A 15,610-nucleotide genomic window follows, 5' to 3' on the forward strand; every position below is an offset into this window, starting at 1 on the left:
TGCTGCACGGCCGGCGAACCAACATCCGGCGCGCGTGGATACATCCACTGGCCCACCTCGGTGGGCGTGCGCCCGTCCAAACCGTGACAGGAGGCACAGCGGCCTCCGAAGAGCATCCGGCCACTCGCCAAGCTGACGGCATCTTCTGGGGGAGCCGGCGACAGAGGGCCGCGAGCGCCGAAAATCTCAGGAAACCAAAAGGAGGGAATTTGTATCCAATAGCGAGATGCGAAGCCCAACGAGCCCCTTCCCAAGACTGCTCCCTCGCCGCCGTTCCGGGCTTGTGTCTGCGCGTCGCATTGAACGCTATCTTGTTCCGGCTGTTGTCGTCGTCCTTGTTTTCCTGGCAGTCCTGATTGCCCGCGCCTCGGCTGCTTCCGTTCCTGAGATTCTTCGCCCCGACGAAGTCGGGGCTCAAAATGACACAAGGGGAATCCCGAAAGCGCACGCCTCGGCTGCTCCTGTTTCCCTTCGCGCTGAACCGGCAAAAAGTGAATTCACCATCGAGCTGGGCAAGGCCGGCCTGCTCAAGGCCTTCGGCGATGACCACCTCATTGGCGTGACCGACTACCGGTGCGATGTCCTGCTCGATGAGCAGGACCTGGCAAACTCTTCCGTGAGAATTGCTATCCCGACCGCCTCCCTCAAGGTCTTGGATCCCAAGCTGGCGGATGAGAAGCGAGCCGAGGTCCAGAAGCGGATGGAAGGACCTGACGTCCTGGATGTCGCTCGCTTTCCTGAAATTGCGTTTGTATCGCGCCGAGTTAAGGCGGCAGGCAATGGCCGTTTTCAGATAGAGGGTGATTTGAAGGTTCGGGATACCACACGTCCGATCGTGTTGGAGGTGTCGCTGGCTCCGGAAGCTACCATCCATCACGCCCGTGGCGAGGCCCGAATTCGCCAAACATCTTTCGGTATCCGGCCGGTCACCGCCGTGGGTGGCACGATCAAGGTCAAAGACGAGATGAAGATTGTGTTTAACCTAGTCCTCGTGCCGGTCGGTCCTTGAGCCATCCCATGGTAGCTCTGCCAGCCCCGCTCTATCAGAGCGAGTGGCGAGGAACAATTTCCGCCGTAGCCGGGCGCTTGCTCGGGCAAGTCGGGCCGCCAGGCGAGTCGCTCGAGGTGAGCTAACCAAGTACCTCAGCCATCGCGCCCAGAAAAACTGTCTGCGAAAAGCCTCCTGATACGCCCGGGCGTACTCGGCGAGCGCGCTTTCAAGCGAGCGCTTGCCCTGAAGCATCGGTTCGAGGGCCTGCGCGGCAAGCAAGCCTGAATGCAAGGCGATGGAGATGCCGTCGCCCAAAAAGGGAGCGATGAAACCGGCGCTATCTCCCACCATAAGCATCGCATCGCGCACGGGCCTGGGTGAGCTGAAGACCAGGGGGCCGGTGAACAGGAATCGAGAGACGCGCTTGCCGCGGCGGATCTGTTCGCCGAGAGAGGGCTGCCGGAGGAGGATAGCGCTTGGGTCGGTGCCTGCTTTGGCGGCTTCGCGCAGAAGACCGTCTTCGATCAGGCAGCAAACATTGGCACAGTTGTTTTCCACCGGGGAGATGCCGCAATACCCGCCGGGGAAAAAGTGCAGGTCGAGCGTATTGGCTTTGACGATGCTCGATTCATAGCGCGCTTTGAAGCCGTAAGCCATTCGCGCCCATCGCCGGCGGATAGGCCCGCCCCTTCGATCCGCCGCGGCGGACTGAGGGCAGGCGCGGCGGGTTTGTGGACTCCAACGACTCCATCTTCCGTCGGCGCAGATTACAGCCCGCGCAAGCGCCCCTTTTGCCTGGCCGTTTCTCCGAAAGACGATAGAAAATTCGCCGGACGGGCAGCGGCGAACCGATTCGGCTGTGGTCTGCTCGAGAACCTCAGCGCCCAATCGGGCGGCATGGCGCAAGAGCAGGTGATCGAGCACAGCGCGGCTCAGGCCGAGCGCCGGCGAGGAAAGCGAAATATCGAGCGGCGATTCACCGTAGAGATGAAGGCGAAGGAGGTTGAGCCGGGCAGGGGAGGCGTCGAGCAACTCTGACTCCAGCTCAAGGGAGGCGGCAAGAGGGCGCACTTCCGGTGAAAGAAATTCGCCACAAAGTTTTTCGCGCGGAAAGAGACGTTTTTCCATGAGAAGCACGCGGAAGCCGAGCTGCCGCAGACGAATCGCTGCGCTCGATCCCCCCGGTCCCCCGCCGATGATGGCCACGTCAAATTCCATAACCTTCCTTCAGGATGAATCCTTCTCAATGCGCAGGGAAAGCCGATAGGGGAAATAGCGCCTCACGGCGAAGCGCCGGAAGCCGGCCTGCCGAGCAAGGTCGCCGAGCTCGCCGGGTGAGAACGCTTGCCGGATAGAAACCGCGCTGTCATATCGAGAAAGGTGGCATCGGGCAAAGATCGGCCGGGTGAGCTTCATAAAAACAAAGGGCACCCAGTCCCGCTCCAGGTCGTTGATGAAAACACTGCGTTGGGCCAGCCGATGCAACTCGCGCAGAATGTGGACGCTTTCTTCTTCGTCAAACTGGTGAAGCAAGAGCGACGCTGTGACCCAGGTAAAGCTTGCATCGGCGAACGGCAGGCAAAAGGCGTCGGCAGCGACCGGAAAAAGGACTGTTTCGCGGCAGTCACTGGACAGGAACATGGAGATATGGCTGGAGCGCCGGTCCACTGCCGTGACGCGCAGACGCACGCCTCGCCGCCGGCACCAGGCGCCGAGTGCCTGTGGAATATCGGCCGAGCCGGTGGCCACGTCGAGGAGCGTTGCCTCGCGCAGCTCCGCCTGCTGGAGTTCTTGGCGAAGGAAATTCCGGACAACCCGGGTGCCGCCGAGGTAGCGGTTGATGCGGCGCAAATCGGCAAGGTTGGCGCGGATGTCCGCTTCCGGCAAATCGGGACGGTCGAGCAACTCCGCCCCGCGCACTTTTCTCATCGGCAGAAACATCAGGTACCGTTCCCGGCCGGATATTTTTCTATGACCAGGGCGGAATTCTTTGAACCGAAGCCGATGCAATTGCACAGCGCGGTCTGGATGTTCCGCTTGCGGCCGATCTCCGGCACATAGTCGAGGTCGCACTCGGGGTCAGGCTGATCCAGGTTGATGGTGGGCGGGAGGACTCCATCCCGCATGGCCAACAGCGTTGCGGCCACGCCCGCCGCGCCGCATGCCCCCTGGGGATGGCCGATGAGCGATTTGAGCGCCGACATGGGAATCTGGTACGCCCGGCTGCCGAAGCAGAGTTTGAGCGCCCGCGTCTCGATCCGGTCATTCAGCACCGTCGAGGTGCCGTGCAGGTTGACGTAATCAACCTGGTCGGGTTTCTTTCCGGCTTGCCGCAACGCCAGGTGCATGGCCCGAGCCGGTTCTTCGCCGGATTCGTCGAGCCGGACACGGTGGTAGGCATCGCAGGTTGAGCCGTAGCCCTGAATCTCGGCATAGATTTTTGCGCCGCGGGCGCGGGCGTGCTCCAGCTTTTCCAGCACAAACATCCAGCTTCCTTCGGCAATGACGAACCCGTCGCGGTCAAGCGAAAAGGGGCGCGAAGCGCGCGCCGGGGCGTGGTTCCAGGAGGTGGTCATCACTCGCATCAGGGCGAAGGCTCGGAGGATCAAGGGGGCGAGCGGCGCATCCGCCCCGCCCGCGAGAACAGTGTCAATGACGCCGCTGCGAATGTTTTGGAAGGCGTAGCCGAGAGCATCGGTCGAGGAAGTGCAGCCGGTTGAGATCAGGTGGCTGAAACCTCGGAAGCCGAACTTGATCGAAAGTTCGCTCGCCAACGCGCCCCAGGTGGAGGACGGGATGGTGTACACGCTGACCCGTTTGAGCTGGCCGGTGTAATAGAGACGATACTGTTCCTCGGTAAATTCGTGGCTGCCCCCGCCCGAGCCGAGGACAACACCCACGCCGCGGCGCGCCTCGAGATCCATCTGCGCCGGCTTGAGCCCGGCATCTTCGAGCGCTTCTTCGCTGGCAGCGATGGAGAGAGGGACGGTGCGGGCCACGTGCTGGCGGTCTTTTTCGGAGACATAGCCGTTGTGGGGAAGGCCCACCACCTCGCCAGCGATTTGCACCTGCATGCCGGAGGTGTCAAACAACGAAATACGCTTCACCCCGCTGATCCCGGCCCGCGTGGCTCGCCAAAAAGGCTCTCGGCCTACGCCGTTTGGGCTGACCACGCCCATGCCGGTAATCACCACCCTTCGTTCGCTTGGCATGGAAACTTCCTGTTTACCCCAAGACGCAAGACCCAAGACCCAAGACCTAAGACCTGGGGTCTAACACCTAAGACCTAACACCTAGACTTTCCTCACCGCCAACACGGCGTTGAGCCCGCCGAAGGCAAACGAATTGCTGAGAGCAGCTTCGATTTTCGCCGGGCGAGGCTCGTTGGGGACATAGTCCAGGTCGCACTCCGGATCCGGCACCGAGTAGTGTGCCGTCGGCGGGATCACCTGGTGTTCGATGGCCAGGATGGTGGCGATCAGCTCGACCGCGCCGGCCGCGCCCATCAAGTGTCCGTGGAGGGCTTTGGTCGAGCTGACGGGGATGAGCCGCGCCCGATCGCCGAACACCTGCTTGATGGCGCGCGTTTCCATCACGTCGTTCACCTTGGTTCCGGTTCCGTGCGCGTTGATGTAGTGGATTTCGTCCGCATGGAGATTCGCTTCAGTTAACGCGACTTGCATCGCCCGGGCGGGCCCCTCCACGGAAGGGTGGGTGATGTGGCCAGCATCCGAGCTGGCGCCATACCCGATCATTTCCGCGTAGATGCGAGCGCGGCGCGAGCGGGCCAGTTCGTATTCTTCCAGCATCAAGATGCCTGCGCCTTCTCCCAGCACCAGACCGCTTCGATCCAGACTGAACGGGCGACAGGCGCTGGCCAGGTCGCCATTCGAATGGGGAGGGGGCGCGGCCAGCACGCGCATCGCTTCCCAGCTTCGCATCACCGGAAAGGTAATCGGGGCATCGCTGCCGCCGGCGAGCATCCGGTCGGCACGGCCCGAACGAATGGTTTGAAAGGCTTCGCCCATCGCGTGGGCGGCCGAGGAACAGGCGGTGCTGATCATCAACGACGGCCCCTGCGCGCCCAGCTCGGTCGCCACCGCGCTGGTTGAGGCGTTGTGCATCAGCCGTGGGATGGTCAAGGGATGGAGACGGTCGTTGCCCTCGGCGTAAAGCGAATAGTAGCTCGCGTTGGTGCTCACGGCGCCGCCGTAGGCTGAGCCCAGGCAAACGCCCCAGCGAAGACGATCCCCATCGGAAGGCGCAAAGCCCGAATCGGCGCATGCCTGCCGGGCGGCCAGGAGAGCCATCTGCGTGAAGCGGTCGTACAACTCGATCTGTTTGGCGGAGAAGTGCTCCGCCGGGGCGAAATCAGCTTCAGCGGCAAGTTGGACGGAAAGCCGGCCGGCATCAAACGCGGTGATTTTCCGCACGCCGGATTTCCTTTCGAGGAGGGCAGAGAAAAACTCGGCTGGCGAGTTCCCGATCGGCGACACAATCCCCATTCCGGTAACAACCACGCGGCGCATTGCTCACCTCAATCCTTCACGAACGCCCGGCCCTGCCAAAGGCGAAGGCTCCGCCCGCGCCTCCAGCCACCGGCTCAGGCGGTCGATGATCTGCCGAACGCAAGTGATTTGTCTCGCTTCGGCTTCCGGGATAGTCAGATCAAATTCCTGTTCCAGGCCAAACATGATGCAAACTCTGTCGAGCGAGTCGAGCCCCAGCTCTTCAAAGCTCTTGTCGAGCCGATCTTCGCTCAACTCGCAATGGCCTTCCCGGGCGACCACCTTGAGAATGCGCTCCTGAACAGTCATGCCCGTCATGGACTGCTCCTCTCTGCCGCTGCTGGCGGCAGGCTTACTCTTGCTGGATGGTCAGGATGTGACCCTCCCCCCGTTCAGCATACACTGATTCCGCTTATCCGATTAGAGGCAATGAACCGCCTAGGGGTTTCTCGCCGCGGCTGGCGGTAGGGGGCGCATGGCCATGCGCCCCTACTTCTTAAAAGGGGTGCCTTCGAGGACCTGTTGCAACTCCGAGTCGCTCTGGAATTCGAGGATAGGGTCAGTATCGTACTGCTCGAAGAAGATCGTGGAGGGCGGCGAGGAGTCGATGCCCAAAATTTGGCGCAGGCGCTTGTCCTGCGGCACAAAGCCTCGCTTCAGGAGATTGAGGATCGTATTCCGGATCGTTCCTTTGAGCCCGCAGACGTAAACCAACGCGCGCTCGGGGTGGATGGCGCCAGGCTCAAAACCGAGCCGCTCTTCGAGCGTTTCCAACTTCTCCTTGTCGAAGAAGGTTTCGACCCGGCCGGTGAAACCGCGCCAATCCGTATCTTCTTTCGGCCGGCTGATGGTGGCCAGATAGCCATCACGCTCGAGGTTGTTGAGGACCCGGGCAATGTCCTCTTTGTAGGCCAGGTCCCGCTGGTAGCTGGCGCCGTGGAGGACGATAAAATTCTTCTGTAGCTCCGCGTCAGCCACGATCTCCTTGGCATGCTGCAAAACGATGCTCACAAAGGGCGCCAGGCCCGTGCCCGCCGCGACAAAAATCTTCAATTTGTCGCGGTCGGCGCCGCCCGTATGTTCGAGCGTGAAGTGCCCGGTTACCTTCGGCCCGAGAAAGATGCCCTCGCCGGCCTGGGCGCGGAAAAGCATATGGGTGAGCGGATAGGTGGAGGTGGCGTTTTTTTCCTCAACCCGGCGGATGAAAAATTCATAGAAGCGCTTTTCGTTGGGCGGCGACGCGATCGAGTAAGAACGCAGGGTCGAACCTTCGGGGTTGTTCAGCCCGAGAACTACATATTGTCCGGGAATGAAATCTTTGACCGCCTCGGCAGCCGGCCGGACGCGGAATTTGGCGAGGGTGGAAGAGAGCCACTCGATCTCGTTGATCTCGGCGTTGTACTTGAGCGGCTTGGGCGTGATCCCGACTGCCATCGCGGCACCCGATAGTAACTCAGCTTATCGAAGAGACGCACGCCCATTTTAACCTGTGAGAGGCCGCGCCCGGCCGACTCTTCCGCCATCGTCGGTGAGTCTGGTGGCACGCCTGGACATGAGCCAGGGTCGTGGTTTTCCTGGTTGATCACGAGGGCTTCGGTTCGGTCAGCTACGAGCCGCCGCCGGCCTTGAAGACAAAACCGATGCCGACTCGAACATTGTGACCCCAGGCGCCGCCAATGTGCTCGGGGATGTAATCAAGCTGGATCACCCGAATGGCAAAGCCCTGACGAACATTCACGTCCAGACCACCGCCAAAGCCCATGGCAAAGCCGCTCTCAGAGGCACTGCCGGCGCGGGCTGTTGCCCCGCCGAACAGCGCATGGGCAAATCCGGTAACTCTGTCGCCGCGAGCAGTCAGCCGCGGCCCGAACAGGTACTCGTAAGTCTGAAGCGTGGTACCGGCCACGCTCTTGTACTGGCCGCCAAAGTCAGCCGTGAAACCGACAGTCTTGCCCAAATTGCCGCTGAAGCTGGATTGCCAGCCGAAGAAGCTCTGCGCCGCCCCGGAAGTGTCCAGGTTGAAGTAGGAGAAGCCGCCGAAAAACTCTGCCGTGGGATACTCTTGGGCCACCGCGGGCATCCCAGCCAACAGAACGAGCCCAACAAGGAACACTAATTTCCTCATGTTTCTGTGCCCCCTAACGCAAGTATCGCGCTCGCCCGAGTCTATGAAGGGTTCAGCGAAAAAACAAGTAATGACAAACAAACAGTGACCCATGAGCCAACCCCTTACGTCCATAGGCCAGCCTGCTTGAAAAGCCAAATAATGTTTGGCGACGCGGCGGGCCTTGGGAACCGGTTCACGACGAAGAATTCGCGACCCGCGCCGACGCGATGCGTCCAGAAAAATACCTCAAGACGGGAAAGGGACGCGAAGAGATGCAGCGCTTATTGGCTGGGGCCAGGGCAGAAAACCCAGCCCGCTAGTGCCGTTCCAACTATTTTGGGCTAAGTTCTTCATGGACTCAGCACGTATGACTAATTATGTCGCTCCAGCTCGCTATTCTGCTCAATTAGTTGGAACGGCACTAGAGTTGACCACGAGCCCGCTACTGGTAGAAAGCCTGTCGTCAGGTAATCCTTACTCTTGTACAAGCCAACTGGCTTGAAAAGCTCGGTTGCCAGGCAGATAATGCTTGGCAAGGCGCCTGTAGCTCAGTTGGATAGAGCATCTGCCTTCTAAGCAGAGGGTCGGCGGTTCGAATCCGCCCAGGCGCGCCAGACCTCAGTGTTCAATGCATACGTTCTGCACAGCCGGGCAACCGGTCGCCTCTACACGGGTTCGATTGGCAATTTGTTCCGCAGACTTAGGGAACATCAACAACGTTTGAGCTTTTCCAACCGGCGTGATGGGCCCTGGGAGTTCGCTCATCGAGAGGAGTTTCTCACCTGCCCCGAGGCCATTCGAGCGGAGCGTATACCGCAAGAGAGGGAAGGGACGCGACAAACCGTCGTTGCCGGCCGAGCCGCGGAAGCTAGCGTCTATTGTTACTTGAGCGCCAGTGCCTTCCTGCTTTGCTTCAGAAGGATTTTGGTCAGTGTCACCTTGCCGGCCTCATCCTTGCCGGTGACGGCGCTGTCGTAAGCGGCTGGCGAAGGCAGCTCGATCCAGGTTCCCTGGATGCGTGCCACCTCGCGTTTGCCATCGTAGAAAATGACCGTCGGATTGCTGCTCTGATCGTTCTGAATCTCGAGCCGGTATTCGCCCTTTGCCACTGCCTTTCCGCCAAGCTCCAGATCGGCAGGTAGATAGAGCTTTACGGTAGTGGTCTTTGCTGTTGCCGCCAGCGCAAAGAGGGCGGCCAGGGCCATAAGAGCTATCGTCGCCTTTAGTTGCTTCCGCTTCATGGACTTGCCTCCAGTCAAGATAGCTAAAATAAACTGTAACCAACAATCTACTTGTTAAAGCATTCACTGACTACTAGTCAGGTTGGCCGAAAAAAATTTTCCCTCACTCCCTAAGGCCCCGGAGGAAAGCATCAAGTTGGAGCGACACGATTTGCTCCAGGCTTCCACCTACCCGATGGGGTTCGTTAACGGCCAGCATCACTGTCCCGTTCAGAGCAGCCCAGCAAGCCATGCTGGCCAGGTAGGGCGAGACGGAGCGGAAATGGCCTCTACGGATCCCTTCCTCAATCGTATCGCTTACCATTTTGAGGCAGCCGTCGCCACCGCAGTCCAACTCATCCTTTAGTTCCTTGGGTAGAGGCTGTTTGAATTCGGAATGAAAGTTGTAAAGGAACATCAGGCGGAAGAATTGGGGCTGCTCCTGAGAAAATTGAAAGTAGGCCTGCCCGAGCCGGCGCAGGTTGGCCTCAGGATCAATCAAGGGATCAAGCGCTCTCTCAAAGTACTCGCGCAAGATCTGGGTCCCCTCCACGAGCAGGGAACAATAAAGCTCCTCCTTGCTCGAAAAATATAGATACAGCGTGCCCTTGCTCAATTCAGCCGCCGCCGCGACCTCATCAAGCGTTCCCTCTGCCAGCCCTTTGGCAAAGAAGACTTCCTTGGCTGCCTGAAGGATGCTTGCCCTGCGGTTCTCCTTTTCTCGTAACTTGCGCTCAGCAATACCCATCGTTGCCGTGATGACCCTCAGTCACTAATTATACTAAGGTATAATCCAGTGTCAATAGAAATCTCCGCTGTAGCGGCTTTAGGTCGGTACTTCTGGTCGCAGCAAGGAATTCCCGCCTGAAGGCGGGCGCTACGGGCGTCCAGCCGCCGGTGCTGGAATCCCCGCTACTTCAGGTAGGTTGCCAGCCAATCCAGGACCGTTTTGAACCAGAGCCGGCTGTTCTGCGGCTTCAAGATCCAGTGGCCCTCGTCGGGGAAGTAAAGCAGCTTCGATGGAACTCGCTTGCGCTGGAGCGCAGTGAAGAGTTGCAGGCCCTGATCCACGGTGACCCGGTAGTCGAGTTCACCGTGCGTGACCAGGGTGGGCGTCTTGAAGTTGTTCACAGAATTGAACGGGTTCCACTTCTCGTAAAGTTCGCGATTGTCGTAGGGGGTGCCGCGAAGATCCCACTCGGGGAACCAGAGCTCTTCCGTCGAGCCATACTTGCTCACAATGTTGAACACACCGGCGTGGGAGACAGCGCACTTGAAGCGGTCGGTGTGACCGATGAGCCAGTTCACCATGTAGCCGCCGAAAGATGCCCCGGCCACTCCGAGGCGGTCTTTATCTACAAAGGGATATTTGGCCAGGATGTAGTCCAATCCCTTCATTAAATCGTCGAACGGGAAGCCGCCGTACTGGCTGTTAATGTCGTCGGTGAACTTTTGGCCGAAGCCGGTGGAGCCGTGGAAGTTCACCATGGCCACCACAAAACCGGGCGAGGCAAACATCTGGGCGTTCCAACGGTAGCCCCAGTTGTCGTTCCAGGCGCTTTGCGGTCCGCCGTGGACGAGATAGACGAGCGGGTATTTCTTGTCGGGATCAAAGTTGGGCGGGCGGACGAGCAGGCCGTGCACCTTGTCGCCGAGGGCGCCGTCAAACCAGAAATGCTCGACCGGATTCATGGCGAGGGGCGACAATTTCTCTCGGTTGATGTCGGTGAGCTGGGTGACCCCGCTGCCGTCGGCATGCGAGCGAAAGATTTCTGCCGGCATGGTCAGCGTCGAGCGGGTGAAGACCAGCGTCTTGCCGTCGGAACTGACCCCAAGGTCGCCGTTGAAACCCTCTTTCACGAGCGGGGTGCTCTCTGCCCCGGTTATCGAAACGGAGTAAATGAGACTGTGCCCCTTGTCTTCGGCGACCAGGTAGAGCTTCTTGCTATCGGGCGACCAGGCGCAGCTATCCACCGAGCGGTCGAAAGTTTCGGTGAGATTGGCAATGGTTTGCGACCGGCGATCGTAAATGAGCAATCGCCAGCGGTCAGATTCGTAGCCCGCCTGAAACTGAGAGCGGAAAGCGAGGTAGCGTCCGTCGGGCGAATACTGTGGACCGTCGTCGGCGCCCGGGCTGGTGCTGATTTTCCTGGCTTGCCCGCCAAAATCTTTTTGGGGATATGCGTCACTTTGTCCTGGGCGGGCTTGCCCGCCGGTCGTCGGAACGATCCAGATGTCGCTGTTGGTGCTGGTGGCCTCGACGGGATCGTGATTCGAAACGTAGGCCAGCTCTTTGCCGTCGGGTGAAAGCGCATAGCCGGTGGGGCCGCCCAGCGAGAAGGTGGGGGCATCGTAGTCGCCCGGCGTGAGGTCTTTGGGGGTGCCTCCCTCGGCAGGCACGACGAAGACGTGGGTGCGCCGGCCATCCTTCCAGGCGTTCCAGTGACGATAGAGGAGGCGGGTGGCGATTTTTGCCTTGACCTTGCTTTTCTCGGTCTCTTCGCCGCGCTTTTTGTTGCAAGCGTCATCGGCGCAGTCAGGATAGACATCGGAGGCAAAGGCCAGGAGCCGGCCATTGTCCGACCAGACATGGTCGGTGGCGCCGGTGGAGATAGTGGTGAGCTTGCGAGCCTCGCCGCCGCCAACGTTGATGAGATAGATTTGCCACTCGCCGTCGCGGTTCGACTGGAAGGCGATGGTCTTGCCGTCGGGCGACCAACGCGGCCGCTCGTCCCGCTTGCCGCTGCGGGTGAGCTGTCTTGGCTCGCCTCCGGCTTGCCCCGATTCCATGGGGGCGAGCCAGATGTCGGCATGGCGCTGGTTTGCCTCCAGGTCAAACCAGGTGGCGGTGAAAGCAACGCTTTTGCCGTCGGGTGAGATCTGAGGATCGGCAATGCGCTGGAACGATATCAAATCTTCAAAGGTGATGGCGCGTTTGACCTGCGACGACGCAATAGGCGCGGCAAGACACACCAACAGCAGCGCAATAACAACTCGTCTCATGCTTTCCTCCCATGCGAAAGGCAAAAGGGTTGGACCATCAATCTGGCTGGCGCAACAGGGCAGCGGCGCAACCGGTCCGCCTGGGGCGGACTTTGCTGGGGTGGGCGATGGGATTCGAACCCACGACCCTCGGGTCCACAGCCCGATGCTCTACCTCTAAGCTACGCCCACCACCATCACCAAAATATAGCACGACCGCGACCGGTTGTCAGCGAAGGTGGGGTCCGTCTTGGACCTGCCTGTAGGGGCGGCTCTTCAGGCCGCCCGAAAACGGGGCGAGCGCATAACAGGGCAAGCTGAAGCTTGCCCCTACAGAAGCTCTTCCCACATTGGCCGAGCCATGCTATGATGGGCGGCTTTTCGCAACTCAAAGCAGGAGACAATGGCACGTGGCCAAGTTTACAAAGCTTCGCGTTTTCTGTCCGAAATGTAATGACACGGTAACCATCATGGCTTCCGGCCTGAGCATGCTCTCGCCCCTCGAGCGCGAGAATTACCTCCAGGGCGCGATCGACCGCCATGATCACGAAGGCTGGCGACGGCTGACCGGGAATCAGGGCGAATCGATCGATCCGATCAAGCTCGCCAAGAAGTCTGCCGGCCGATAAACCCGCCAGAAAACCTGTCTCAGAACGCGCATCCCGGTCGCCGAGCGTGTGGGCAGGGGTGTCGGCGCCCACCTGTTCGTCGCTTTCGACCGAAACAGCGCAACTTCGCCAGCGCTGCGTGGACTCGATGCCTTTCCGGCGCAGGCAGGGTTGACAAGACGCAAGCGGCGGGAATACGCTTCGCGCCTCACCTTCTCGCGAAAAAAAGTGTGGCAGTGGAAATGAAGAGTGATGAAACACCGGTAATCCTGGTTCGTATATCCGGCGAGAAAGCATGATTGAAGCCCTGAACCTTACGAAAGTCTTCCGCGACCGCAAGCGCGGCGAGATCCGCGCCGTTGATCGGGTCAACTTCTGCTGCCAGCCCGGGCAGATCTATGGCCTACTCGGGGCCAACGGCGCGGGCAAGACCACCACCCTGCGGTTGCTGGCCACCATTCTCCAACCCAGCGACGGCACGGCGCGGGTAGCCGGCTTCGACATCAAGGAGCAGCCCGAAAAGGTGCGGGCAAACGTCGGATTTCTCTCCACCGCCACCGCCCTCTACGGGCGTCTGACGGCGCGGGAAACGGTGGAATATTTCGGGCGGCTAAACGGCCTCGACGGCGGCGCCCTCAAGCGCCGGCTGGATGAGCTGTTGGCGCTGCTCGAAATCGGGGAGTTTGCCGACCGGCGCTGCGAGAAACTCTCCACCGGAATGAAGCAGAAGGTTTCCATCGCCCGCACCCTGGTGCACGACCCGCCGGTGATGATCTTCGACGAGCCCACCCTCGGCCTGGACGTGATGACGGCCCGCACCATCGTCGGCTTCATCCGCGATTGCCGAACCCGCGGCAAGACCGTCATCTTCTCGACGCACGTGATGAGCGAAGCCGAGAAACTCTGCGACACGATCGGCATCATCCACGACGGCGCCCTGCTCGCCGAGGGCACCCTGGGCGCGCTCCGGCAGCGCACTGGCCTCGAAGACCTGGAGGATATATTCGTGCGCACGGTGGAGGGATCGGCGTGAGACTTTCGAACATCGGCATCGTCTATCGCAAAGAACTGGTTGATTCGCTGCGCGACCGCCGCACCCTCATCTCCATGGTCGTTGTCCCCATCCTGCTCTTCCCGCTCATGACCATCGGGTTTGGCGCGCTGGCGGCCAAGCTCATGCAAAAGGCGCAGAAAGAAGGATCGGCGATCATGCTCCTCGGCGCCGATCACGCCCCCACCCTGGCCGAAACCATTCGTAGAGCCGCCGGGTTCGAGGTCATGCCGCCGGCCGCGGACTACGTCGCCCGCATCAACGACAAGAAGCTGCGCGCGGCGGTCGAGTTCCCTCGCGACTTTGAGAAGCGGCTGGCCACGGGCGACGCCGCCGAAAAGATCACCGTCAAGCTGTATCACTACGCGGGGGAGTTGCGCTCGACCTTTGCCCTGCGCAGCCTGCAAAAGATCCTGCGCGACTACCGCGACCGGGTGGTGGAAAACCGTCTGGCCACGCGCGGGCTTTCGCCGGCGGTGCTCGAACCTTTTGAGAGCAAGGAAGAGAACGTCGCTTCGCCGGAAAAGGTGGGTGGCACCGTCCTGGGCGGGGTGATCCCCTATTTCATCATCATTCTCTGCCTGACCGGGGCCATGTACCCGGCCATGGACCTGACGGCAGGCGAAAAGGAGCGCGGCACCATCGAAACCATTTTGGCCAGCCCGGTCGGGCGGACGGAGTTGGTGGCGGGCAAGTTTCTGATGGTGTTCACGGCCTCGCTGGCGACTGCGGTTCTGTCGCTCGCATCTTTTGCGGCCACCTTTTCCTTGCCCTTGCAGGCGATGAAGGAATTGGGTCGTGGGGGTCGGGGTGGGCTGTCCTTTGTCATCAGCGGCAAGGGGGTGGCGGCGGTGTTCTTCATGGTGCTGCCGCTGGCGGTGATGTTTTCAGCGGGACTGCTGGCTCTTTCGCTGCTGGCCAGAAGCTACAAAGAGGCGCAGAGTTACATCCAGCCGTTGGTCATTGTGGTGATCCTGCCGGCGATCGCCGCGCTGCTCCCCGGCGTCGAGCTAAACGTAAAGCTTGCGCTCATCCCCATCCTCAACACCAGCCTGGTGTCGAAGGAGATTCTCACCGGCAACTATCCCTGGGGGCTGATCCTGCTCATTTTCGGCTCTTCCTGCGTGTACGCTCTCGCTGCATTGGCCGTTGCGGTTGCCGCCTTCAAGCGCGAATCGGTCCTCTTCCGCACCTGACAAGGAGCCCATCATGGAGAAAGTCAACCTCGCGCAGAAGTTCGGCCTCTTCCACGACTGCTGGAGTCCGAAAATTGCCGGTGAACTGAACGACTCCTACATCAAGCTGGTAAAACTCAAGGGGGAGTTCATCTGGCACCATCACGAGGCGGAGGACGAGCTGTTTCTGGTGGTGAAGGGGAAGCTGCTGATTAAACTGCGAGATCGCGACATCTGGCTGGAAGAGGGCGAGTTTGTGATCATTCCGAGAGGTGTCGAACATCTGCCCATTGCCGAAGAAGAGGCGCACGTGTTGTTGCTTGAGCCAAAGTCCACGTTGAATACCGGCAACGTGCAAAATGAGAGAACCATCGCCGATTTGCAACGGATCTGACCCTTTTGGCCGATGGTCTTGTCAAGGACCAGCGGCGTTTCACCCGAGATGAAGGTGGCAGTTGGCGTCTTCAAGCGCCAATCAGTCCTCTTCCGCATCTGATCACGCCACCCGGTTGGGGATATCTGCGGAAGGCCGCCTAGCCTAGGCATAACGCGCCCTCAGACAGTATTTTAGACCTCCTGCGGCTCTGTTGAGATCGTCCGAACTGGGGTGCGCGCTAGGGCTGCACGCCGGCCCGAACGAGCGTAGCGCCGGCATCTTGCCGGCTCTCGGGCTGGCCTGGACTGCCAAAGCCGCCGGGACGGCGGTGCTTCCCGGCCCTGCCGCCGGGATGTCAACAGAGCCACCTCCTGCTAGAAACCCGGAGGCCCAACTGTTACTGCCGAGCCTCTGAAACCCGCCATCTTGTTTGCCGACCGCCCACCCGCCCTACTTCTGGAACTCTCCGAACTGGAGCGCCTGGGTGAAGGGATTTGCATTCAAGTTGCAGCTCTTATCACTTTCGCTGCCCTGCCGAGAGACGAGAGTCCTTGGCAACCACCGTATTTTCAATCTGTTACGGCGGTCGCCC

The 15,610-nt window shown here is 60.4% G+C and carries 15 protein-coding genes and 2 tRNA genes; 6 read left to right on the forward strand and 11 right to left on the reverse strand.

The features are described from left to right. Nucleotides 1-283 precede the first annotated feature (283 nt). Complete coding sequence (locus VIH17_08495) at nucleotides 284-1,009, forward strand: YceI family protein (protein HEY4683275.1); 726 nt, start codon at nucleotides 284-286, stop codon at nucleotides 1,007-1,009. Here the strand turns inward: VIH17_08495 and VIH17_08500 are convergent. The 7 genes from VIH17_08500 to VIH17_08530 form a co-directional block, all read right to left on the reverse strand. Then, the gene (locus tag VIH17_08500) at nucleotides 983-2,209 is read right to left on the reverse strand and encodes an FAD-dependent monooxygenase (protein HEY4683276.1); all 1,227 of its coding nucleotides are present in this window, start codon (nucleotides 2,207-2,209) and stop codon (nucleotides 983-985) included. The two genes, VIH17_08495 and VIH17_08500, sit on opposite strands and share 27 nt — an antisense overlap. Nucleotides 2,210-2,218: 9 nt before the next feature. Continuing rightward, nucleotides 2,219-2,932 carry a methyltransferase domain-containing protein gene (locus tag VIH17_08505; protein HEY4683277.1) on the reverse strand — a complete coding sequence of 238 codons (714 nt, stop codon included), beginning with the start codon at nucleotides 2,930-2,932 and terminating at the stop codon, nucleotides 2,219-2,221. Next, a complete protein-coding gene (locus VIH17_08510) occupies nucleotides 2,932-4,203 on the reverse strand; it encodes a beta-ketoacyl-[acyl-carrier-protein] synthase family protein (GenBank protein ID HEY4683278.1) in 1,272 nt (423 codons plus the stop codon). The genes VIH17_08505 and VIH17_08510 overlap by 1 nt, the downstream gene beginning before the upstream one ends. Before the next feature lie 81 nt (nucleotides 4,204-4,284). Next, nucleotides 4,285-5,520 carry a beta-ketoacyl-[acyl-carrier-protein] synthase family protein gene (locus VIH17_08515; GenBank protein ID HEY4683279.1) on the reverse strand — a complete coding sequence of 412 codons (1,236 nt, stop codon included), beginning with the start codon at nucleotides 5,518-5,520 and terminating at the stop codon, nucleotides 4,285-4,287. A 3-nt stretch (nucleotides 5,521-5,523) separates the two neighbouring features. After that, nucleotides 5,524-5,817, reverse strand: coding sequence for a phosphopantetheine-binding protein (locus VIH17_08520; protein HEY4683280.1), 294 nt, complete (start codon nucleotides 5,815-5,817; stop codon nucleotides 5,524-5,526). Between the two features lie 171 nt (nucleotides 5,818-5,988). After that, nucleotides 5,989-6,933 (reverse strand): FAD-binding oxidoreductase, encoded by a 945-nt coding sequence (locus tag VIH17_08525; GenBank protein HEY4683281.1) that lies wholly within the window; start codon nucleotides 6,931-6,933, stop codon nucleotides 5,989-5,991. A gap of 172 nt (nucleotides 6,934-7,105) precedes the next feature. Beyond that, a complete protein-coding gene (locus VIH17_08530) occupies nucleotides 7,106-7,624 on the reverse strand; it encodes a hypothetical protein (GenBank protein HEY4683282.1) in 519 nt (172 codons plus the stop codon). Between the two features lie 519 nt (nucleotides 7,625-8,143). On the opposite strand from VIH17_08530, the gene VIH17_08535 reads away from it, so the two are divergent. Further along, a tRNA-Arg gene (locus tag VIH17_08535) sits at nucleotides 8,144-8,220 on the forward strand. A gap of 267 nt (nucleotides 8,221-8,487) precedes the next feature. On the opposite strand, the gene VIH17_08540 is transcribed toward VIH17_08535, so the two are convergent. The 4 genes from VIH17_08540 to VIH17_08555 all read right to left on the reverse strand — a co-directional run bounded on the left by VIH17_08540 (nucleotide 8,488) and on the right by VIH17_08555 (nucleotide 12,000). Continuing rightward, nucleotides 8,488-8,847, reverse strand: a complete 360-nt coding sequence (locus tag VIH17_08540; protein HEY4683283.1) for a hypothetical protein — start codon at nucleotides 8,845-8,847, stop codon at nucleotides 8,488-8,490. Nucleotides 8,848-8,950: 103 nt separating this feature from the next. After that, nucleotides 8,951-9,574 (reverse strand): TetR/AcrR family transcriptional regulator, encoded by a 624-nt coding sequence (locus tag VIH17_08545; GenBank protein ID HEY4683284.1) that lies wholly within the window; start codon nucleotides 9,572-9,574, stop codon nucleotides 8,951-8,953. A 164-nt stretch (nucleotides 9,575-9,738) separates the two neighbouring features. Next, nucleotides 9,739-11,829: a S9 family peptidase gene (locus VIH17_08550; GenBank protein ID HEY4683285.1), complete on the reverse strand. Its 2,091-nt coding sequence runs from the start codon at nucleotides 11,827-11,829 to the stop codon at nucleotides 9,739-9,741. A gap of 96 nt (nucleotides 11,830-11,925) precedes the next feature. Beyond that, nucleotides 11,926-12,000 (reverse strand) — tRNA-His (locus VIH17_08555). A 218-nt stretch (nucleotides 12,001-12,218) separates the two neighbouring features. On the opposite strand from VIH17_08555, the gene VIH17_08560 reads away from it, so the two are divergent. The 4 genes from VIH17_08560 to VIH17_08575 all read left to right on the forward strand — a co-directional run bounded on the left by VIH17_08560 (nucleotide 12,219) and on the right by VIH17_08575 (nucleotide 15,036). Further along, complete coding sequence (locus VIH17_08560) at nucleotides 12,219-12,437, forward strand: hypothetical protein (protein HEY4683286.1); 219 nt, start codon at nucleotides 12,219-12,221, stop codon at nucleotides 12,435-12,437. A gap of 274 nt (nucleotides 12,438-12,711) precedes the next feature. Next, complete coding sequence (locus VIH17_08565; GenBank protein ID HEY4683287.1) at nucleotides 12,712-13,449, forward strand: ATP-binding cassette domain-containing protein; 738 nt, start codon at nucleotides 12,712-12,714, stop codon at nucleotides 13,447-13,449. Beyond that, on the forward strand, nucleotides 13,446-14,663 hold the full coding sequence (locus VIH17_08570; protein HEY4683288.1) for an ABC transporter permease: 1,218 nt from the start codon (nucleotides 13,446-13,448) through the stop codon (nucleotides 14,661-14,663). Before VIH17_08565 ends, VIH17_08570 begins: the two co-directional genes overlap by 4 nt. Nucleotides 14,664-14,676: 13 nt before the next feature. Beyond that, nucleotides 14,677-15,036 (forward strand): cupin domain-containing protein, encoded by a 360-nt coding sequence (locus VIH17_08575; protein HEY4683289.1) that lies wholly within the window; start codon nucleotides 14,677-14,679, stop codon nucleotides 15,034-15,036. Nucleotides 15,037-15,610: the final 574 nt, after the last annotated feature.

It is taken from the genome of Candidatus Acidiferrales bacterium (assembly GCA_036514995.1).
GTDB lineage: Bacteria > Acidobacteriota > Terriglobia > Acidiferrales > DATBWB01 > DATBWB01.